The sequence below is a fragment of the Halomicrobium sp. HArcel3 genome (assembly GCF_058933135.1).
This window is the reverse complement of sequence record NZ_JBZYDN010000001.1, coordinates 309,193-330,564: the sequence shown is the minus strand read 5'-3', so window position 1 is coordinate 330,564 and position 21,372 is coordinate 309,193. Positions and strand designations below refer to the sequence as shown.

The 21,372-nt window shown below is 67.8% G+C and carries 18 protein-coding genes; 13 read left to right on the top strand and 5 right to left on the bottom strand.

Features of this window, described 5'->3' with window-relative positions:
- Positions 1-63: 63 nt before the first annotated feature.
- The 6 genes from dapA to AC5FRV_RS01585 all read left to right on the top strand — a co-directional run bounded on the left by dapA (position 64) and on the right by AC5FRV_RS01585 (position 6,176).
- The gene (gene dapA, locus AC5FRV_RS01610) at positions 64-990 is read left to right on the top strand and encodes a 4-hydroxy-tetrahydrodipicolinate synthase (protein ID WP_493559376.1); all 927 of its coding nucleotides are present in this window, start codon (positions 64-66) and stop codon (positions 988-990) included.
- A complete protein-coding gene (dapB, locus tag AC5FRV_RS01605; RefSeq protein WP_493559375.1) occupies positions 987-1,748 on the top strand; it encodes a 4-hydroxy-tetrahydrodipicolinate reductase in 762 nt (253 codons plus the stop codon). Before dapA ends, dapB begins: the two co-directional genes overlap by 4 nt.
- Complete coding sequence (locus AC5FRV_RS01600) at positions 1,745-2,575, top strand: 2,3,4,5-tetrahydropyridine-2,6-dicarboxylate N-succinyltransferase (protein WP_493559374.1); 831 nt, start codon at positions 1,745-1,747, stop codon at positions 2,573-2,575. The genes dapB and AC5FRV_RS01600 overlap by 4 nt, the downstream gene beginning before the upstream one ends.
- 10 nt (positions 2,576-2,585) lie before the next feature.
- Positions 2,586-3,389: an Nmad3 family putative nucleotide modification protein gene (locus AC5FRV_RS01595; RefSeq protein WP_493559373.1), complete on the top strand. Its 804-nt coding sequence runs from the start codon at positions 2,586-2,588 to the stop codon at positions 3,387-3,389.
- A 397-nt stretch (positions 3,390-3,786) separates the two neighbouring features.
- Entirely contained in the window at positions 3,787-5,055 is a 1,269-nt protein-coding gene (gene lysA / locus AC5FRV_RS01590; protein WP_493559372.1) for a diaminopimelate decarboxylase, read from the top strand.
- Entirely contained in the window at positions 5,052-6,176 is a 1,125-nt protein-coding gene (locus AC5FRV_RS01585) for a M20 family metallopeptidase (protein ID WP_493559371.1), read from the top strand. Before lysA ends, AC5FRV_RS01585 begins: the two co-directional genes overlap by 4 nt.
- Here the strand turns inward: AC5FRV_RS01585 and AC5FRV_RS01580 are convergent.
- Positions 6,168-6,785, bottom strand: coding sequence for a phosphoribosyltransferase (locus tag AC5FRV_RS01580; RefSeq protein ID WP_493559370.1), 618 nt, complete (start codon positions 6,783-6,785; stop codon positions 6,168-6,170). The two genes, AC5FRV_RS01585 and AC5FRV_RS01580, sit on opposite strands and share 9 nt — an antisense overlap.
- Before the next feature lie 185 nt (positions 6,786-6,970).
- On the opposite strand from AC5FRV_RS01580, the gene AC5FRV_RS01575 reads away from it, so the two are divergent.
- Entirely contained in the window at positions 6,971-8,083 is a 1,113-nt protein-coding gene (locus AC5FRV_RS01575; protein ID WP_493559369.1) for a glutamate-cysteine ligase family protein, read from the top strand.
- Between the two features lie 128 nt (positions 8,084-8,211).
- Here the strand turns inward: AC5FRV_RS01575 and AC5FRV_RS01570 are convergent, their stop codons facing one another.
- The 4 genes from AC5FRV_RS01570 to AC5FRV_RS01555 all read right to left on the bottom strand — a co-directional run bounded on the left by AC5FRV_RS01570 (position 8,212) and on the right by AC5FRV_RS01555 (position 13,440).
- Complete coding sequence (locus tag AC5FRV_RS01570) at positions 8,212-9,486, bottom strand: hypothetical protein (protein WP_493559368.1); 1,275 nt, start codon at positions 9,484-9,486, stop codon at positions 8,212-8,214.
- Positions 9,487-9,627: 141 nt separating this feature from the next.
- The gene (gene purB, locus AC5FRV_RS01565) at positions 9,628-11,013 is read right to left on the bottom strand and encodes an adenylosuccinate lyase (RefSeq protein ID WP_493559367.1); all 1,386 of its coding nucleotides are present in this window, start codon (positions 11,011-11,013) and stop codon (positions 9,628-9,630) included.
- A 794-nt stretch (positions 11,014-11,807) separates the two neighbouring features.
- A complete protein-coding gene (locus AC5FRV_RS01560; RefSeq protein WP_493559366.1) occupies positions 11,808-12,794 on the bottom strand; it encodes a PrsW family intramembrane metalloprotease in 987 nt (328 codons plus the stop codon).
- 94 nt (positions 12,795-12,888) lie between these two features.
- Positions 12,889-13,440 carry a hypothetical protein gene (locus tag AC5FRV_RS01555; protein ID WP_493559365.1) on the bottom strand — a complete coding sequence of 184 codons (552 nt, stop codon included), beginning with the start codon at positions 13,438-13,440 and terminating at the stop codon, positions 12,889-12,891.
- A 170-nt stretch (positions 13,441-13,610) separates the two neighbouring features.
- Here AC5FRV_RS01555 and purH point away from each other — a divergent pair, with 170 nt between their 5' ends.
- The 6 genes from purH (at position 13,611) to folP (ending at position 21,362) form a co-directional block, all read left to right on the top strand.
- On the top strand, positions 13,611-15,191 hold the full coding sequence (gene purH / locus AC5FRV_RS01550) for a bifunctional phosphoribosylaminoimidazolecarboxamide formyltransferase/IMP cyclohydrolase (RefSeq protein WP_493559364.1): 1,581 nt from the start codon (positions 13,611-13,613) through the stop codon (positions 15,189-15,191).
- 72 nt (positions 15,192-15,263) lie between these two features.
- Positions 15,264-16,223 carry a formate/nitrite transporter family protein gene (locus AC5FRV_RS01545; protein ID WP_493559363.1) on the top strand — a complete coding sequence of 320 codons (960 nt, stop codon included), beginning with the start codon at positions 15,264-15,266 and terminating at the stop codon, positions 16,221-16,223.
- 87 nt (positions 16,224-16,310) lie between these two features.
- Positions 16,311-17,396: a Gfo/Idh/MocA family protein gene (locus tag AC5FRV_RS01540; RefSeq protein ID WP_493559362.1), complete on the top strand. Its 1,086-nt coding sequence runs from the start codon at positions 16,311-16,313 to the stop codon at positions 17,394-17,396.
- 87 nt (positions 17,397-17,483) lie between these two features.
- The gene (locus AC5FRV_RS01535) at positions 17,484-18,059 is read left to right on the top strand and encodes an SHOCT domain-containing protein (RefSeq protein WP_493559361.1); all 576 of its coding nucleotides are present in this window, start codon (positions 17,484-17,486) and stop codon (positions 18,057-18,059) included.
- 64 nt (positions 18,060-18,123) lie between these two features.
- Entirely contained in the window at positions 18,124-18,771 is a 648-nt protein-coding gene (locus AC5FRV_RS01530) for a hypothetical protein (protein ID WP_493559360.1), read from the top strand.
- A 113-nt stretch (positions 18,772-18,884) separates the two neighbouring features.
- Positions 18,885-21,362, top strand: a complete 2,478-nt coding sequence (gene folP, locus AC5FRV_RS01525) for a dihydropteroate synthase (RefSeq protein ID WP_493559359.1) — start codon at positions 18,885-18,887, stop codon at positions 21,360-21,362.
- Positions 21,363-21,372: the final 10 nt, after the last annotated feature.

Genomic DNA, 21,372 nt, shown 5'->3' with positions numbered 1-21,372 from the left:
CCGAACGGCAGTCATTTTTGCATCGCGCGCAGACTCACCCACAACAGACCAGCGACCACTCACATGACAGACATCGACCTCACCGGCGTGTTCCCCGCGATGTGCACGCCGTTCCACGACGACGCGGACCGCAGCATCGACTTCGAAACCCTCCGGGAAGACGCCCAGCGCCTCGAAGCGGCGGGCGTCGACGGTCTCGTCCCCGTCGGCTCCACCGGCGAGTCGGCGACGCTGACCCACGACGAACACGTCGAGGTCGTCGAGGCAGTCGTCGATTCGGTCGACGACGTCCCCGTCATCGCGGGAACTGGCTCGAACAACACGCGCGAGGCGCTCTCGCTCTCCCAGCGCGCCGCCGACGCCGGCGCCGACGCCCTGCTCCTCATCTCGCCGTACTACAACAAGCCCGAACAGCGGGGCCTCGTCGACCACTTCGAGACCATCGCCGACGAAGTGGACTGTCCCCAGATCGTCTACAACGTCCCCTCGCGCACGGGCCAGAATATCGAGCCCGACACGGCCGTCGAACTCGCTTCTCATCCCAATATCCTGGGCTACAAGGCCGCCAGCGGCGACATGAACCAGATCTCGGAGATCGTCGAGCGCACGCGCGAGGAGGACTTCTCGGTGCTGTCCGGCGACGACGGCATGACTCTTCCGATGCTCTCGGTAGGCGCCCACGGCTGTATCAGCGTCGCCGCCAACGTCGAACCCGAGCGAACGTGCGCGATGGTCGGCGCCGCGGTCGCCGGCGACTACGAACGTGCCCGAAATCTGCACCACGAACTCGGTCCGCTGTTCCGCGGCCTCTTCGTCGAGACCAACCCCATCCCGGTCAAGGAGGCGATGCGGATCCGCGGCTACGGCCCCGCTCGCGTCCGACAGCCCCTCTCCCGCCTGAGCGAGGAGTACGTCGACGACCTCGAATCGATCCTCGCCGAACTGGAGAACCCGGACGGTGAGGACGCCTTCGCGGAGGTCGAGCGATGACGCGCGTCGCGGTCAACGGCGCGGCCGGTCGCATGGGCCGGGCTGTCATCGAGGCCGCGAGCGAGCGTGACGACCTCGACGTCGTCGTGGGCTTCCACGTGGACGACGTCGACGACGTCGGTGGCGTGCCTATCTTCCACGCCGACGACGTGGCCGAGGGACTCGCCGAACACGACCCCCACGTCGTCATCGACTTCACCGTCCCGGAGTCGACGCTCGCGCTCGCGGACGCCTGCGTCGACGCCGGCGTCGGCATGGTCGTCGGGACCACGGGCTTCGACTCCGGCGGGATGGCCTCGCTCCGGTCGGCCAGTCAGGACGTCCCGGTGCTGAAGGCGACCAACTTCTCCCGGGGCATCCAGGTTCTGCAACGGACTATCAGTGAGGCCGTCGCCGCGCTGCCCGACTACGACCTGGAGCTAATGGAGACCCACCACAACGACAAGATCGACGCGCCGTCGGGCACGGCCAACACCATCCTGGAGACCATCCAGGAGGAACGCGACGTCGAACCGGTCTACGGCCGCGAGGGTCACGCCCCGCGCCAGGAGGACGAGATCGGCGTGTTCGCGCGGCGTGCGGGGGACGTCCGCGGTGAGCACGAACTCGTCCTCGCCGGCAACGACGAGGTCGTCTCCCTGTCCCACCGCGCGGAGGATAGAGGGGTGTTCGCCGCCGGCGCGCTGGACGCCGCGGCGTGGCTCGCCGGTCGGGATCCGGAATGGTATTCATTCGGGGCGGTCATCGACGACACATGAGCCTCGAAGCAGACGTCAGCGACCTCTGGGAGCGCAAGCAGGACGGCCTGACCGCCGCCGACGCGACCGACGACCACCTCGGGACGCTCGACGAGTTCCTCGAAGCTCTCGAAGCGGGCGAGGTCCGCGCCGCGGAGAAGGGAAGCGACTCCTGGGAGGCCAACGAGTGGGTCAAGCAGGGTATCCTGCTCAACTTCGGCCTCCGGGAGACCGAGGCCCGAACCTACGGCGACGTCACCTACCACGACGTCCTCCCGCTCCGCGAGACCGCCGACCTGAACGAGCGCGGCACGCGCAACACGCCGGACGGCACCGTCATCCGCCGGGGCGCCTACGTGGGCAGTGACGCCATACTGATGTCGCCTGCGTTCGTCAACATCGGTGCCCACGTCGGCGACGGCACGCTCGTCGACTCCTGCGATACGGTGGGTTCCTGCGCCCAGATCGGCGACGACGTCAAGCTCGGCGCCAACACCCTCATCGGCGGCGTACTCGAACCGGTCGAGGATGCCCCGGTCATCGTCGAGGACGGCGTCTCCCTCGGCGCCGGTTGCCGCGTCACCTCCGGCTTCGTCGTCGGCGAGAACTCCGTCGTCGGTGAGAACACCCTCCTGACGCCTCGCATCCCCATCTACGACCTCGTCGAGGAGGAAGTGATCTACGGCGAACTGCCGCCGGAGCGCCGCGCGTTCACTCGCTTCGTCGAGTCCAGCGTCTCGGACCACGACCTGTTCGATGGCGGCGCCTACAAGCCCGCCGTGGTCGCAACGGACGTCGAGGAACAGACGCTGGAGGCGACCGAGCGCGAGGACGCGCTCCGGGAGTAGTCTCCCGCAATTGACCGTCGTTCTCTGCGGCGTCGGCGCCGACACCGGCAACGTGAGACCCGTCCCACGCGTCGACGGTGACGGGCGGTTCGAGTACGTCCCGATTCCGGAGAAAGGTCCGACCGCGGAGACGGCGACCTACGGCACGCTCGAAAGTCGGTACGGCGACGGTCCGCTCGCTGAGGCGCTCGACGGAATCCGACCGGGGAGCGACGGCGACTGGATGACCGATCCGGACGCCATCGCGAGCCAGCCCGTCCACCGCGACCCGAACCTCGACGCCCTGACCTACGGCGAGCACCGCCCACCCTACGTCGCCGCGCTCCGCGAACTGGACCCGGGCGACGTCGTCGCGTTCTACGGTGGTTTTCCTGGTCCGGACTCCGAGTACAAGCACCGCTACCTGTTCGGCTTCTTCACCGTCGCGGAGCGACCCGTGGTGCTGGAACCGGACGACGACCTGGCCGACAAGCGCGCAGTGCTGGAAAATCATCCCGAGAACGCCCACGCCAAACGTTTCGCCGCTCACGGCGACCTGTACTACCACGACCCCGATTTCACCGACCGGATGGATCCAGTCGTCGTCGTTCACGGCCGCGAGCCCGGGGGCTTGCTCGACCGGACGATTCGGCTGAGTGACAGCCGTCGCGGCCCGAACTACTACATGGCCGACGGCGTCGAATCGACGTTGCGCCCCTGCCGGAGTGGCGCCGATGGCTGTCACCTCGGCGGGTTCAAGCCAGCGATCAGGTGTGAGATCGATGCGGAGGCATTGCTGGAATTCGTACGGAGTGCGACCGACGACTTTTCCTGAGTGCGCACTACCGTCGGGTGAGGTACCGCGAACACCTCGAAAGCCCCCGTGCGCTGCGGTCCCGCGACTCGTTGCGCTCCTCGCTCACTGCGTTCGCTCCGGTGCTTGCTTCGTCGGGGTTCCCGCAGCGCACGGCCCCTTTCATCCCCACCCAGGTCGGCTCATTGGCCAGGAGAAATGGGTGGGAATGAAAGGGGCGACGCGGTCCGGGAACCTCGGACGCGCAAGCACCGCAGGCCGAAGGCCGAGGAGCGCAGTGCGTCCGCGGGACCGGAGCGCGTCGGGGCTTTCGAGGTGTTTGCGGTACTGCTCGTCGCGATTGCATCGAGACGCCAGACTCCAGCTCACACTCGGAGAAACGGAACCCTTGTTAGCGGGCGCTGCCGTGTGTTCGCCAATGAACGACGCCTCGCCGCCCATCCGCCGGCTCGCGGACTGGGACCACGACCAGTTGCTCGACCTCGCCGCGGAGTACGACACGCCGCTGTACGTCCTCGACCCGGAGCGGGTCCAGGAGAACTACCGGCGCTTCTCGGCCGCCTTCCCCGACGCCCACGTCATGTACGCCGCGAAGGCCCACACCGGGCAGGCGGTGCTCTCTGCCCTCCTCGAAGCGGGGGCGGACATCGAGTGTGCCGCCGCGGGCGAACTCCAGCGGGCGATCCAGGCCGGCGCCGACCCGGACACGCTCCAGTACACGGCGGTCAACCCGCCGGACCGAGACCTGGACTACGCCGTCGACCTCGCGTCGGACCATCCGGGACTCACCATCACCGCCGGCGCGCGGGACACCTTCGACCGCCTCGAAGCGCGGGGCTACGACGGGCGCGTCGCCATCCGGATCAACCCCGGCATCGGCACCGGGCACCACGAGAAGGTCGCCACCGGCAAGGACGCCAAGTTCGGGATTCCCTACGACGAGGTTCCCGAGGTCGCCGACGACGTCCGCGAGCGCTTCGACCTCGTCGGCATCCACGCCCACGCCGGCAGCGGCGTGTTGCACGACGACCTGGACGACCACTGCCGCGCCATCGCGAAGGTCGCTGACCTCGCCCGCGACGTCGGCGACGACGACCTGGAGTTCGTGGACTTCGGCGGCGGCTTCGGTGTGCCGTACCGCGAGGACGAGGAACCGCTGGACATGGAACTCGTCGGCGAGAAAGTCAGGGACGCCGTCGGGGACCTGTCGGCCCAGATCAAACTCGAACCGGGCCGGTACGTCGTCGCCGACGCCGAACTCATCCTGACGACCGTCAATACCGTCAAGGAGACGCCGGCTGCGACAGTCGTCGGCGTCGACGCTTCGCTCGCGACGATGATCCGCCCGGCGATGTTCGACTCCTACCATCCGATCCGGAACGTCAGCGCGCCGGAACGCGAGGACCACCCCGTCGCCATCGGCGGGCCCTGCTGTACCAGCGCGGACGTGTTCGCGACGGACCGACCGGTCGCCCGCCCCGAGCGCGAGGACGTCCTCGCCATCGGGAACTGCGGCGCGTACGGGTACGAACTCGCCAACCAGTTCCACTCCCAGCCCCGACCAGCCGAGGTCGCCATCGAGGGGGACGACGTGCGCGTGGTCCGTCGCCGGGAGACGATGGCCGACGTGACCAGAGTGGAAGACGAGGCGGAAATCGGGTCGGCCAGCCCAGAGTCCGACCGATGAGCTTCGACCTCGAGACCTTCCACCGGGAAGCCGTCGAGACCGCGTCCCACGAGGACGTGGACGAGATGCGCGACCTCCTGGTCGAGACGCTCGAGAACGCCGGCCACGACGCGACCGTCGACGAGGCGGGCAACGTGCTCGCGACTCGTGGCGGTGCCGACGACAGCACCGCAGACGGTGACGGGGACAACACGGACGGCCGCCACCTCGTCCTCAACACCCACATCGACACCGTCCCGCCGCACGTTCCCTACGAGCGCGACGGTGACATGGTCAGGGGTCGAGGTGCCTGCGACGCGAAGGGGCCGCTCGCCGCATTGCTGTCCGCCTTCCTCGTAGTCGAGCCCACCGACGGGAAACTGACCCTCGCTATCACGCCAGACGAGGAGACGGTCCAGTCCGGCGCGGCCCACCTCGCTGACCGGATGGCGGAGGGTGACCTGTCGGTGGACGGCTTCGTCGTCGGCGAACCGACGGGCCTCGACGTCTGCACCGCCGCACGTGGGCAGTACGAGGGGACGATCACCATCACCGGCGCGGCCGCCCACGCGGCGACGCCGGAGAGCGGCGCGAACGCGATTCGTGCGGCAGCGCCGGTCCTGCAGGCCATGGAGACCTATGACGAGAAACGCGGACCGGGCGAACACGAGTCGCTCGGGCGGCCGACGCTGACGCCGACGGTCGTCGAGGGCGGCGAGACGTCGAACCAGGTGCCCGAGACGTGCGAGATCACCTTCGACCGCAGGCCGGTCCCGCCCGAGTCGGCCGAGGAGTTCCGGGCCGACCTGGAGGAGCACCTGTACCAGTGGATGCCGACCGGGATGGACCTCCGCGTCGAACTTACGCCCCGAGAGTCGCCGTTCCTCAGTGCGTTCGCCACCGACCGCGAGAACACGCTGGTCAAAACGCTGGCCGACGCCAGCGGCGGCGACGTCCGTCCGTTCGGCGCCGCGACGGAGGCGTCCTTCTTCGCCGCGCACGCGCCGACGGTCGTCTTCGGCCCCGGCGACCTCGCGGACGACGACGGCGCCGTCGCTCACAGCGAACGGGAGTACGTCCGCCTCTCCGAAGTCGAGGCGGCCGCGGCGGCGGTCCGCACGGCACTGGGCGAGCTAGTGTAGGTACGTCTTCGCTTCCTCGTCGCTCACCTGGTCGAAATTCTCGAAGTACGCACCGACCGCGCGGAACGCGGCCGGGGTTTCGAGGGCTACCACCTCGTCGGCGAATTCGCGGAGTTCCTCGATACTTCCCCGGGGGCCGACCGGGACCGCGACTACCACGCTCGCCGGCCCTTCGTCGCTGACGTGCTGGAGACAGGCCCGCATCGTCGCCCCCGTCGCGACGCCGTCGTCGACGACGACGACGCGTTTGTCGGACAGATCCGGTGGCGGACCCTCCCGATATCGTCGCGCTTTCTCACTCGCGGCCTCGCTGACCGCTACCCGTTCGTCCGCTACGTATGCGTCGCGGACGCCCACGTCGTCGATCAGCGACCGGTTCAGCCACAGCGCCCCGTTCTCGGCGACGGCGCCGATGGCCAGCTCGGGGTTGTGCGGGGCGCCGATCTTCTTTGCCACGACGACGTCGAGCGGAGCGTCCAGCCGATCGGCGACTGCGCGACCGAGGGGGAGTCCACCGCGCGGGATGGCGAGGACGACGTCGGCTTCGACGCCACGCTCGCGAAGCGCGTCGGCAAGGCGTTCGCCGGGGTCCGTGCGATCGCGGAACATAGTGGAGTGTAGGGCCTGACGGTAGTTAGGTCGAACGCCGGCGAGTGACGGGCCGGGGAAATATTTCCGTCCCGAAAACATTCTTGTATTGTCGTGGCATACGATACCATACAACACACCAACAGACAGCGCTCGAACGGCGAATTCGCTGAGTGGGAACGAACGTCAGTCGTTGCGAAGTCACCGTGCCACCACACCAACCTGAACCGATCCGGCGGAGCATCGAAGTCGAGTACTGGGTAATCGACGACCAGGGCCGACTCGTCGAACCGGGCGAACTCCTGGAGGCGTCCCCAGGCGCCGAAGAGGAGTTCGTCGAACCCCTGATCGAGATCAAGACGACGCCCTGCGAGTCGACAGCGGCGCTGCGCGACGAACTGTACGAACGCGTCGGCGCTGTTCTCCAGCGGGCCGACGAACTCGACCGCGGGCTCGTCCCCCTGGCGACGCCCGTGAACCAGGACGATATCCGCGAGCGCGAGAGCGAGCGCACGCGTATCCAGAACGCCGTCGTCGGCGAGGACTTCGCGTACGTCCGCCACTGCGCGGGGACGCACGTCCACGTCGAGCAACAGCCAGGCCGCGCCATCGACCAGTTGAACGCGTTCATCGCGCTGGACCCGGCGCTGGCGCTGGTCAACTCCTCGCCGTACTTCCGGGGACGGCGCCTGGCCGACGGCGCGCGCTCGAAGCTCTATCGCTGGATGGCCTACGACGACGTCCCACACCAGGGTCGGCTCTGGCCCTACGCGGACGACGCCGACGAGTGGACCCGGCGGCTCGAACGCCGCTACGAGGAGTTCCTGACCGCCGCGACCGACGCCGGCGTCGACCGGCGCGCCATCGCGTCGGGCTTCGACCCCGAGAGCGCGGTGTGGACGCCGGTCCAGCTCCGCGAGGAGTTCGGGACCGTCGAGTGGCGCTCGCCGGACGCCGCCCTCCCGAGCCAGGTCGTCCGACTCGCCGACGACCTGGCCGGCGTCGTCGAACGCTTACGCGGCGCCGACGTCCGCATCGAGGGCGACAGCGGCCGCGTGGAGGGGGACGAAATCGTCCTGCCCGAGTTCGACTCGGTCATCGAGTACGTCAACGCCGCCATCCGCGATGGCCTGGCGGACCCCGAACTCCGGGCGTACCTCGACCGGATGGGGTTCGACGTCGACGCGTACGACCCGGTGTCGCCGAAAACCGACCATGGGCGGACCGTTTCGCCGGACGCGGCCCGGCGACTACGACTCGAACAGGCCGAACGGCTCGAACGCGACGTGCTGCAGGCCGAGCCGATGAGGAGCGATTGATTAGTGTCGGCCAGAACCGATACTCGACAGTCTTCGGCCTGATCGCGCCGTTTGGAGGGCCTCTCATGCACATCCTAGGTGGGGTAGTAGGGCACCTAGTAGACGTTCAGTCCCTGATATCAGTAAGGTTACCTCGTCGTTGTGCCGTCGGAACTGACCCAGCTCCCCGCACTGTCGTCCCAGACGTAGATTTCCGGCGTTTGGTTGGTATAGGCGTTATGAACGCCGATTTCGCCGGGATGCTGGCCATTCGCATCACCGATATCGCGCGCGACGACCACTCCATTGCTCCGCAGACGCTTTGCGATATCTGGGTCCGAGACGACTCCATCACTGTACCCGGGATAGTGCGTTCCTCTATAGACGTCCAGGCGACGATTCTGACCGCCGCTCTGGGTCGGTCCATCGATCAGATAGCTGTAGCCGCCCTTGATGCGAGTCCCGTGCACAGTCGCCGTCCGGCATCCTTCGAGGTACATGAAGCTCCCGAGTGAATCGTCTAATGGGTTACCGTACGCGCTGTCGATCGATAGTCCGTAGCAGCCTTCCGCGTGTATCTCGGCGCTCTGGCTTCCGACGGTAGAATCTCTCTTGTTCCCTTCCACGTAGGCACCGTAGACGTCAGCAGCGCTGAGCCCTTCCATGCGGAGCCCGTACCCCTGAGAGTCCTCGAGCTGACAGCCCATCATATTCACCGCATGACTGCCATTTACGTTGACTGCGTGTCTCCCCGCTTCGATGACTCTGACGCCAAACATGTTCGTCGAGTGAGATCCGCCCGCGACGTGGATACCGTCGTCAGTGCTGTTCTGAACGGACGTATTGTAGAAGTTCAGAGAATTCGTCGAGAGCGACGGATCCCTCACGGAGATTCCGTGTCCGCCGGTATCCCTCACGTGAACATTCGAGAATTGACAGAACTTCGTGTCCTCGATGAGTAAACCGGGGTCCCCGCCCTTTATGGATAGGTTCTGGAGGCTCACTGCGTTCGGACGCTCGCTCTTGCTTACGATTTTGATTGTCGGGCCGCTTCCCGGATTCGTGATGTACGTGTTACCGTCCCCTATCACCGTTATCTCCCTGTCGATGACGATCGGGAACGAGTCCTCGGCGCTGCTATCGTACGCCGAGCTTACGAACACGAGGTTCGACTTGTTGACCGCGTCCTGAAGGGACTCACCCTTACCGACGAACCGCGCACTGCCGAGGTCGTCGTCGTACGGCGCTGCCGCGGCGGTCCCCGCACCACCGAGGAGGAGCCCGCCCACGCCGAGAGCGCCGAGGACCTGTCGACGTGTAGAGTTCATCGGGGAGGCGTCACCGGACGAGTCCGCGGTCGTTTCGCGCTCGAGTCGTTCGATCCGCTGTTCGAGTTGCTGGATGCGTTCGGATTCGTCAGCCATAATATGCAACTGACCGAACAGCTCGCGCTATTGTAAATTTAACCAGAATATAGATAGTACGTAAGACGAGATGGGGTGGCTAACATTCCAATCAGCCGGGCAGGTATCGCGAAACCGTCGTTGCAGAACCTCGACGTTTGGTCAGTCGAGCGCGTCCACCATCTCGTCCGCGATGCCGGTGTAGCCCGCCGGCGTCAGCGCGTGCAGTTCCTCACGGACGCCCTCGCTCACGTCGAGGTCGTCGATCATCGCGGTGAAGTCGTCCATCGTCACGTGCTGCCCGCGCGTAGCCTTCTTCACCTGTTCGTAGGCGTCCTCGTGGCCCTCCCGGCGGAGGACGGTCTGGACGGCCTCGCCGATGATCTCGGGCGTCGATTCGAGGTCGTCGGCCATCACCTGCTCGTTCGGGACGACCTTCGCCAGCCCGTTCTGGCACTTCTGATAGCCGATGAGACAGTGCGAGAAGGCGGCGCCGATATTCCGCTTCACCGTCGAATCGGAGAGGTCGCGCTGGAGTCGAGACTTCGTGACGTAGTCACCGAGGAACGTCAGGTCGGAGTTCGCCTTCGAGAGGTTCCCTTCGCTGTTCTCGAAGTCGATGGGATTGACCTTGTGGGGCATCGTCGACGACCCGGTCTCGCCCTCGACGGCCTCCTGACCGAGGTAACGGTCGGAGACGTAGAGCCAGACGTCGAGATCCAGATCCAGCAGGACGTTGTTGGCGCCCCGCAGTGCGTCGAAGAGCGCCGCCAGGTCGTCGCAGGGGTTGACCTGCGTCGTGAGCGGTTCGTGGTCGAGGCCGAGGCCGTCGACGAACTCGCGGGCGAACGTCGGCCAGTCGACGTCGGGATAGGCGGCGTGGTGGGCGGCGTACGTGCCCGACGCGCCGGCGAGCTTTCCGGAGAGGTCCGCGGCGGCGCGCTCGATACGCGCGAGGGCACGACCCAGCCGCGAGGCGTAGACGGCCATCTCCTTGCCGAACGTCGTCGGCGTCGCGGGCTGGCCGTGGGTGCGCGCCAGCATCGGCACGTCGCGGTACTGCCGGGCCATCTCGGCGAGTACGTCACGAGTCTCACGCAGTTCGGGTACCAGCACCTCTTCGACGGCCGGTTTGACGAGCAGCCGGTGGGCGAGGTTGTTCACGTCCTCACTCGTCAGCCCGAAGTGGATCCAGTTCCCCGCATCCAGATCCTCGGGGAGGTTGAGGCGGACGAAGTACTCGACGGCCTTGACGTCGTGGTTCGTCGCTGTGTACTCGCCGTACCCCTCCGTTTCGAGCTGCTTGACGACGGACGCGTCGTCGGTGTCGAACTCCTCGTAGAGCCCGCGGAGGTGCTCGCGCTGGGCGGCGTTAATGGTCAGGGGCGTCTGTTCGAGGTCCGCCAGGTCGATCAGGTACTCAACCTCTACCTGCACGCGCGCCCGCATCAGCGCGCGTTCGCTGGCGTAGGGGACGAGCGGTTCGGTGTACCGGGCGTACCGCCCGTCGAGTGGCGAGACGGCGTCGAGCGCGCCGCGTTCTGTCATGGCGGTGAGTGGGCCGGGCCGCCGAAAAAGCGTATCGAATCCCGTGTGTATGACGTGGGCGGGTATGAGTTGGATTTGGGTTGGCTGGGAGTACGTCTGGTGATGGATTTAGATCTACGACGTAGTGATCAGTGGGTTCCGGCGTTTCAGCCGTGAGCATGAGTTCAAACAACTCGAAAGCCCTCGGCGCGCTCGCGGTCGCTCAGCGGGATACCCTCACGTCCGTTCGGGTAGGGCCCGCTGAGCGACTGCCCTTCGGCGCGAGCCGGCCTCGCCCTTTCAGTCCTCCAGGGTCAGCATCGCTCGCGCGATGAAACGCGCTCGCGATTGACTCCCCACTCCTCCCCCGGATTCGCGCCGTCCGGCGCGAATCACGCTTCCTGACTGCTCCGCAACCGCCCGGCCGAGAGCGCGGGCCCGAGCGACGGGCGGGCCGAGCGTCGCGACGGCCGCCGGATGGGCGAGCGGGAGCGAAGCGACACGCGAGCCGCGAGGGACGCGCGACCAGGGGAAGGGCAGGGCTGCGGTGCCTGGAGTCCTCGTGAGCGAAGCGAACGAGGGCTCGGAAGACGACGGAGTGAGTCTTCCGGTGGACTGAAAGGGCGAACGCGTCTGCGGGAACCCGGACCCCGCAAGCACCGAACGGAGTGAGGCGCGCAGCGTGGGTCCAGGGACCGGAGACGCGTGAGGGCTTTCTGGATGTTGCTGTCTCTATGTCTCCCAGCTACCTGTTACGGTATCCCACTCACTGCACGGAAAAAGCCAATCAGATCACGAAGAGACGACCGAACAGATCAGTCGTCTTCCGTCGTCGCGCCCATGGCGTCCGACTCGTCCTCGGCGCGGTGGTAGTAGCTCGTGTAGCGGGAGAGCTTGCGGTAGAGGAAGTAGCCGACGATGAGGTCGAAGCCGAGGATGAAGCCGAGGGAGACGAACAGGTTCCAGACGGGGAGGACGGCCGGCAGGTACGTCACGAGCGTGTTGTAGGTGGCGTGGATGAGCGCGGCGATGAGGATACCCTTGACGACGATTGGACCGGCGTTCTCGCGGTTGAACTTGGCGAGGCCGAGGTAGTAGCCGGCGAAGGCGGAGTAGAGCACGTGGCCCGGGCCGACGAATGCACGGCTGGTGGCCGTCCCTACTGCGCGTTCGATCTGGGTGACGCCGGCCATCTCCGCGGCCGCCTGGTACCCCTGTGCGATGTAGAGGGCGTTCTCGATGGTGGCGAAGCCCAGTCCCGCGACGGCGCCGTACACCGCGCCGTCGATGACGGCGTCGAAGTCGTCCCTGCGGTAGGCGTGAGTCCGGATCGCGAGCCACTTCACCGTCTCCTCGATGGGGCCGACGACGAGGAAGAAGAACAGCGCCATCCCGATCACGGGAATCCAGCTGAAGACGATCTGGAAGACCGAGTTGACTGCGGCGGCGAAGCTCGCGAACAGGACTGCGAGGACGAAGGTGATCGCGAGCGCGTCGATGGGCTCCCGGCGCGTGGGGTCGTCGTACCAGACGTAGGCGACCAGCAGGAGCGCCGGGACCGCCGACAGCGCCGCCAGGAAGCCAAGTCTGGGCTCTTCGAGGACGAGCAACCCCGCGAAGGCGAGCTGGGCGACGAAGAAGAGCAGCGCGAGCGCGAGGAGGCCGTACCGCTTGATCCCGTGCAAGACGGCGTATATCACGACCGAGAGCCTGTCGATTATCGACCGGGAGTCCCACTCGGCGACGTCGTACAGGTCCTCGGTACCGCCGAGAACGATCGCTACCGGGTCTCGATCACGCATACGGGGGAAAACGGGCGCCACACCGTAGTGATTTTCCCCGAGCGACCGACCATAACGGCCGCGAACCGGTCGATGCCGCGATGGGAAGGCGCGACTACCGCCCGGCGGCGCTCGGTTCGAGGTGGTCGGCCGGGCGATGGGGATGGCGCCAGAGGTGGCTCCCGACCGCGACCCAGGCCAGGCCGACCGGGAGCGCCAGCGCCGACACCCGGTTGAACCCCAGGAACAGGACGGTGCCGACGAACAGGCTGACACCGATCCACGGCGGGAGACGGCGGGCGCGCACGAGACCGGCGGCCAGGAGAAGCGACCCGGCCACGAGCACGAGGACACCGGGCGCGAGGAACCACGTCGCGAGCCCGCCTTCGCCACGGACCAGGCCGAGCGCCTGGCCGACGGCGAACGAGAGCGACCCAACGGCTGCGAGGGCGGCCCCCTCGCCGCCGGGGAACTGGTAGGCCCAGTCGAAGGCGAGGACGAGGCCGGCGAGCCCGACGGCGAGTAGCAGGCCCGAGATCGCGACCAGCGAGAGCGCGACGCCGTCGGCGACCGATCCGGTGGTTGCAGCGACGACTGCCCAGCCGGTCCAGGTCAGTCCACCTGCGACGACGGGGAGCGCGGCCCAGTGACGACGAGTACCGGTCACAGGGGCGACTACGGCCGCCCGTGACAAATGGTTCGGGTGTCGACCGCGTCGAAGCGCCACGCCGCGTCGACGGCTTCGGTCGCGTCGACTGCACCTGTTGCACCGACTGTGTCGACTGTGTCGAGGGTGGATTCGCAACTACTTTGCGCGCCCGCTCCGCTTCCTCGCACATGAAACTCGCCGGCATGGCCAGCAACCGCGGCCGGAACCTGATGAACATCGCGGACCGCGCCCCGGGCGGCGCGTCCTTCGCCGTCGTCGTCACGAACGACGCCGACGCACCGGTGCTCGACGCCGCAGCCGAACGCGGCATCCCGACCGAAGTGGTCGAACGCGACGAGGACGAGGAACGCGCGGCCCACGAGGAACGCGTGGTCGACGCACTCGCCGACTACGACGTCGACCTCGTCTGCCTCGACGGGTACATGCGCGTCCTCACCGACACCTTCCTCGACGCGACGCCGACGACGCTGAACGTCCACCCCTCGCTCCTGCCCTCCTTCGCCGGGATGGACGCCCACGAGCAGGTCATCGAGTCGGGCGTCAAGCTCACGGGCTGTACCGTCCACGTCGTCGACGAGACGGTCGACGGCGGCCCCGTCGTCACCCAGGAACCCATCCCCGTCTACGAGGGCGACGACGAGGCAGACCTGAAAGAGCGCGTCCTCTACGAGGGCGAGTTCGCCGCGTACCCGCGAGCGGTCAAGTGGTTCGCCGAGGACCGCGTCGACGTCGACCAGGCGGCCGGCACCGTCGACGTCGACGGTGACGACGGCGGCGCGTTCCCGACTCGGCGCCTCGTCAGCGACGAGCGCGCCGCGGACCTGCGCTACGGGGAGAATCCCCACCAGGACGCCGCGCTGTACGCCGATCCTACCACCACGGAGGCGAGCGTCGTCCACGCCGACCAGCTGAACGAGGGCGCCAAGGCGCTGTCGTACAACAACTACAACGACGCCGACGGCGCGCTGAACCTCATCAAAGAGTTCGACGAGCCAGCAGCCGCTGTCATCAAGCATACGAACCCGGCCGGCTGTGCGACGGCCGACACCGTCGCGGAGGCCTACGAGAAGGCCCTCTCGACGGACCCGATGAGCGCCTTCGGGGGCATCGTCGCGCTCAACCGCGAGTGCGACGCCGAGACGGCCGAACAGATCATCGACTCGTTCAAGGAAGTCGTCGTCGCGCCCGGCTACACCGACGCGGCGCTGGACGTCCTCTTCGAGAAGGAGAACCTGCGTGTCCTGCACTGCGAGGGGGACCTGGAGGCCACGGAGCCCCTCACCGAGAAACCCCTCGTCGGCGGCAGACTCGTCCAGGAGCGCGACCGCCAGAAACTGACACCGGACGACCTGGAGATCGTCACCGAGCGCGAGCCCACGGACGAACAGATAGCGTCGATGCTGTTCGCCTGGCACACGCTCAAGCACGTCAAGTCGAACGGCATCCTCTTCGCGAAGGGAACGGAGACGGTGGGCATCGGCATGGGACAGGTCTCCCGCGTCGACGCCGTCCGCCTCGCAGCGATGAAGGCCGACGAGCACGCCGAGGGGAAGGACTCGCAGGGCGCCGTCATGGCCTCTGACGCCTTCTTCCCCTTCCCGGACGGCATCGAGGAAGCGGTCGACGCCGGCATCGAGGCTGTCATCCAGCCCGGCGGGTCGAAGAACGACGACGCCGTCGTCGAGGCCGCGAACGAACACGACGTGGCGATGGTGTTCACCGGCCAGCGCTCCTTTAGGCACGACTGAGCGCTAGCGACTGCTTCGCTCGCCACCCTCGAACGAAGTTCCTTTCCGGGAGTTCGTCGTAGGACCCCCGTAATGGCTGATCCTGACGAGTCCGAGGGGAACCACGTCCGCGAGGCGGTCGAGCGGTCGCGACACGGCGCACCCGCCGCGGGCGCGGTGGTCCGCGACCGGTTCTCGTCCGACGAGATATTCCAGCGGATCCTCGCGGCGGCTGACGAGGAGATCCGCGTCGGCACCCGGGAACTGTTCTTCAGCGGCCTGGCCGCGGGCTTTGCCATCACGATCACCTTTCTGCTGTACACGGCGATGACGGCCAAGACCGGCGGTGACCCGGTCCTGAGCGCCATCCTCTATCCCCTGGGCTTCGTCTACATCATCCTCGGCGACTACCAGCTGTTCACAGAGAACACGCTCCCGCCCGTCGCGCTCGTCCTCGAACGCCTCGCGAGCGTGCCCGCGCTGCTGGGCATCTGGGCCGTCGTGCTCGCCGCCAACCTCGTCGGCGGCGTCGCCGGGGCGTTCTTCCTCTCCTCGACGGGCGTGTTCACGCCCGAGGCCGCGGCGGCGGCCGAGGGATTCGCCGAGAAGGCCATCGACACCGCCTGGTGGACGCTGTTCGCCAAGGCCGTCTTCGCCGGCCTCATCGTCGCCGGCGTCGTCTGGGTCGACTACGCCTCCCGGGACACCATCTCCCGGCTCGTGCTGGTCTACGTCGCCTTCCTCGCCATCCCCTTCGGCAACCTCTACCACGTCGTCGTCTCGTCCACGGAGATGGTCTACCTCGTCTTCCAGGGCGAACTCGCCCTCGCCGTCGGGGTCTGGGAGTTCGTCCTGCCGGTGTTGCTCGGCAACTCCGTCGGCGGCGTCGCCCTCGTCACCGTGGTGAACTACTTCCAGACGACCGAGCGTCGGGTGGAGGAGGCCCGGAGCGAGGACTTCAAACGCCAGCTCTCGCTCCGCGAGTCGTTGCTGGGCGGCATCAGCGGGCGCGCGTACGTCCCGTTCCGTGGGGAGAGCGACGAGGACGAGTGACGAGGCGGACTGTCGGAGGTAAGTGACGAGGTGGATCGACGCCGGCGTGCCGACACGGCTTTGTGCGCGCGGCGTCGGATGCGTGGTATGACATACCGCGCGATTCAGGTCGGGACCGGTGGCCAGGGCGCTCGCTGGTGTGACACCTTCCTGCAGCCCCACGTCGAAGCCGACCGGGTCGACGTCGTCGCCGCCGTCGACGTGGACGAGTCGGCCCACGAGAACGCCCGGGACCACCTCGGCGTGCCCGCGGAGGCCTGCTACACCGACGTGGAAGAGGCGTTCGCCGAACACGACGCCGACTTCTGCACCGTCGTCGTCCCGCCGTGGGTCCATGAGGAGGTGGTCGACGCAGCCCTCGCCCACGACCTCGACGTTCTCTCGGAGAAGCCCATCGCCGACACGCTCGAGGCGTCCGTCCGCATCGCCGAGAAAGTCGAGCGCGCCGGCGCGAAGATGGGCGTGACGATGAGCCACCGGTTCGACCGGGACAAGACGACGCTGCGTCGGCAGATCGGCGCCGAGTCGAGCGGCCCGCTGGACTACCTCGTCGGCCGGTTCACCTGCAACGCCCGGACCTACGGGACGTGGGGTGCGTTTCGCCACGACATGGATCATCCGCTCATGGTCGAGGGAGCGGTCCACCAGCTCGACTTCCTCGCGGACATGGCCGGCGCACCCTGCGAGCGGCTGTACGCCGACTCCTGGCAGCCCGAGTGGGCCGAGTACGCCGGCGACGTCCAGGCAACCGTCCAGCTGCGCTTCGAAAACGGTGTCCGCGCGACGTGGGAGGGCGCGAAAGCCAACGCGACGACGCTCAACGGCTGGGGGAGCGACTACGTCCGTGCGGAGTGTCGCGACGCCACCCTCGAGCTCGACGGCCGGGAACTGACGCGCTATCCCTACGACGCCGACGCAGAGGGAGTCGTCGGAACGACAGGCCGAGAGCGGGGCGAAGCGGTCCCCCTGGACGAGCGCGAGCACTGGTCGAACACCTGGCTCGTCGGGCAGTTCCTCGACTGGCTGGACGGCGGTGAGCCGATGGCGACCAACGTCCACGACAACCTCCAGTCGGTGGCCCTCGTCGAGGCAGCCATCGAGAGCAGTGAGACCGACCAGCCGGTCGCGGTCCAGAAACTGCTCGCCGACGCCCGCGCCACCGTCGACGTCTGAGCCTTCCGCGCGCGGCGGCACCCGTTCGTCGGGCTTGTGTCTTGCGGTTTCGCCGTGCTTTTGCCCCCGCACTGCGAACAGTTCGGCGTGAGTTGGTTCTCGCGTAACTGGCACTGGGTGACGCTCGCGCTCGCGCTCGTCGTCGGGTACGTCATCGTGGGGTTCCTCGGCGTGAGCGCGCTCGCGCTCCTGGCAGGTGCGGTCGGCGGCGCGAGCCTCGGAGCGTTGCTCGCCGACGCGGCGGTGGTCGTCGGCGTCGCGGCGCTGTTGATACTCGCCGAGGTGGCGCTGACCGTCGCGTTCGTCGTGAGCGTGCTCCGGCGGCTCTCCTTCCCCACCAGCGAGCGCGCAGCACGGATGTTCTCGCTCCTCGAAACCGTCCTGCCGCCGATTCGCGGGCTCGCCCTCTCCGAGCGGTTCGCACCGAGCCTCGAAGAGCGGGAGCGAGCGATCAAGCGCCGCTACGTCGAGGGCGACCTGTCGGAGCGGGACTTCGAGCGCGAGATGCTCGACCTCCTCGCCGAGGCCGAACCGGAGTCCACGCTCGCCGACCACACCGGCCCGCTCGACGCCCTCGAATCGACGCGCGAGAGCGACGACCGAGGTGGGGACTCACGAGTCTCGGGTCTGCTGAACCGTGAGCGACAGCGCGAGGCCGAGTGAGCCTGCGCCGCGGTCGTGTTCACCGTCGGTGGTGTTTTTGGTGGCGGCGCCCGTCGTAACACACATGAGCAGAGAGTTCACGTTCTTCCAGTTCGACGTCGACGAGGACGCGATCCGTCGGATCCTCACGTCGATTCCGGGTGTGACGCCTGTCCCGGCCGAGGAACGGGACCTAGATGAGGCGGGAAGTCCTGCGAGCGAGGCCGAGCCTGGCCCGTCCGCGACCGGCGTCGACGACGCGAGTTCCCCCGGCGCCGACGTCGGTCCGACCGACGAACCACCCGCGAGATCGGCAGGCGTGGAGGCACACCTGGACGACTCGGCCGGTAAGAACCGAGCGAGCGCGAGGACGTGGACGCGCCCGTCGACGCCGTGGCCCGGCGCGCCCACCGACGAACCGGACGACGAGGACGGGGGGCTCGTATCCCGAATAATGGAGAAGAAGCTCCTGATCGGCGGTATCGCCGCCGCGCTCGGCGTCGTCGGCGCCGTCGCCGTCTGGTTCCTGAAGTTCCGGGAAAGCGGCGGTGAGGACGAGTTCACGAGCAGCGGGCGCGGAGCCACTGACCAGGACCCCACTCCAGACGAACCCCACGCCGACGACGAGGCCTCCAGGGACTACCCGGTCGACGTCGCGCCCGTCGTCGGGATGGCGTTTCTCGCCGTCGCGACGGTCCTCCTTCGGAGATTCGACGGCGAGCGCGAGGACTGACGGGCCACCGCGGGCCGGGATTCCGGGCGCTGGGGTGTCGACAGTGTCGTCCCCGTCGTCGCTGACGTCGGTGTAATCGTCAGTCTAAAGCGCGCGGCGGGGAACACACGAGCATGGAGTTCCACGAGGCGGCGAACTTTCTCTTCGATCTGCGGCGCTTCGCCTTGCGGCCCGGCACCGAGGCAACACGGGACCTGCTCGCTCACCTCGACGACCCCCACGTCGACCTGCAGTGCGTGCAGATCGCCGGCTCGAACGGAAAGGGGAGCACGGCGCGAATGCTCGAACGCACCCTGCGGGAGGCCGGCCTCGACGTCGGCCTGTACACCTCGCCACACCTCGACGACGTGCGCGAACGGGTCACCGTCGGTGGCCACAAGATCACCGAGCGCGCCATCGTCGAGTTCGCAGAGGAGATTCGACCGTACGTCACCGACCAGGCCGCCGACGGCGACTCGCCGACCTTCTTCGAGACGCTGACGGCGCTGGCCCTCTGGGAGTTCGACCGGCAGGACGTCGACGTCGCGATACTCGAAGTGGGCATCGGCGGCAAGAAGGACGCCACGAGCGTCGTCGACCCGGTCGCCAGCGCCGTCACCGAGGTCACGCTCGAACACACCGGGATCCTCGGGGACACGATCGACGAGATAGCCCGCGACAAGGCCCACGTCGAGCCCGACGACGCACCCATCGTCACGGCGACGACCGGGGAGGCGCTGGCGGCGGTCGAAGCCGTGGCCGGTGACGTCGTGACCGTCGGCGACGCCGAGCGGACCGACGACTCCCGGGCCGGCGACGCCGACGACGCCGACCCAGGCGTCGAAGTCACGTACGACGGTCGGTCGGGGCTGGAAGGAGCGGTCTCCCTCTCGGGCCCCGACTGGGCCGTCGAGACGAAGCTTTCGCTGGTTGGAGCGCACCAGGCCCGCAACGCCGGTATCGCCGCGACGCTCGCCAGGCAAGTTGCCGACGTCGACGAGGCGACCATCGCCCGCGGGCTCCGGAACGCCCACTGGCCGGGCCGCTTCGAGGTGATGGGCGAGGACCCGCTCGTCATTCTCGACGGCGCCCACAACCCCGGCGGCGTCCAGCGCGTCGCCGAGACGCTGAGCGAGTTCGACTACGACGACCTCCACCTCGTCGTCGGCGCGATGGTGGACAAGGACCTGCGTAGCGTCGCCCGTGCCATCGATTCGGTCGACAACGTCGTCGCCTGCCAGCCCGACGTCGACCGCGCCGAGGACGAGTCCGTCGTCGCGGCGGCCTTCGAGGAGGAGACCGACGCCGAGATCGAGACTCGCAGCGACGTCGCGGGCGCGTTCGACATCGCGCTCGACGCCGCCGGCGAGGACGACTGCGTGCTCGTCGCCGGGTCGCTGTACGCCGTCGGCGAGGCCCGGTCGCGGTGGATCCGACCGAAGATACCCAAGCAGGTCGACTCCATCTCGGAGGCGAGGGAGGCCATCGAGGAAGCCCACGTCACCGACGCCGGCGCCTGGCGGATGCGCGGCAAGGCAGTCCACCGCGTCCTCAAGACCCGCGTCCAGCCCCGGCAGGCCCAGTACCTGAAGGAGGAACTGCTGTCGCTCGGCGGCGAGTGCGCGGTGTCGGGGCTCAACAACCAGGACCAGGAGAACCTCGACGTCGTGCTGATGGCCACGATGGCCCAGTACAGGCGCCTCTGCGACAAACTCGACGGCCAGCCCTACGGCCTGTCCACGCTGGCCAGAGAACTCCGGGCCGCGCTGGACATCCAGCAACCCGATAGTTCCCGTGGCTACCCGTGGGAGGACGGCACCGCCGTGATGGGCATCCTCAACGTCACGCCGGACTCGTTCCACGACGGCGGCGAGTACGACGCCGTGGAGGACGCCGTCGCCCGGGCCGAGGAGATGGTCGCGAACGGCGTTGACATCATCGACGTCGGCGGCGAGTCCACCCGCCCAGGCGCCGACGTCGTCCCCGTCGAGGAGGAGGTCGACCGCGTCGTTCCGGTCGTCGAGAAACTCGCCGACCTGGACGCGCTGGTCTCCATCGACACTCGGAAGGCGACCGTCGCCCGGGCGGCGCTGGATGCCGGCGCCGACATTCTCAACGACGTCTCCGGGCTGGAGGACCCGGAGATGCGCTTCCTCGCCGCAGAGTACGACGTCCCCCTCGTCGTGATGCACAGCGAGGCGGTGCCCGTGGACCCGGACAACGACGTCGAGTACGATGACGTCGTCGAGGACGTCGTCGACCAGCTGACCGAGAAGGTCCTCCTGGCCGAGAAGGCGGGTCTGGACCGCGAGCAGATCATCGTCGACCCTGGTCTCGGCTTCGGCAAGACCCAAACCGAGAGCTTCGAACTGCTGGGCCGGACGAACGAGTTCGAGACGTTCGGCTGTCCGGTGCTGATCGGCCACTCCCACAAGTCGATGTTCGGCCACGTCGGCGAGGGCGGCGGCGACGCGCCGAATGCGACGGTGGCGGCGACGGCGCTGGCCGCCGACCGCGGCGCCGACATCGTCCGTGTCCACGACGTCCACGAGAACGCGGCGGCAGTGAAGGTGGTGCAGGCGGCCGACGACCCCGAGTCGATCGGTGACTAAGTTCGCTCGA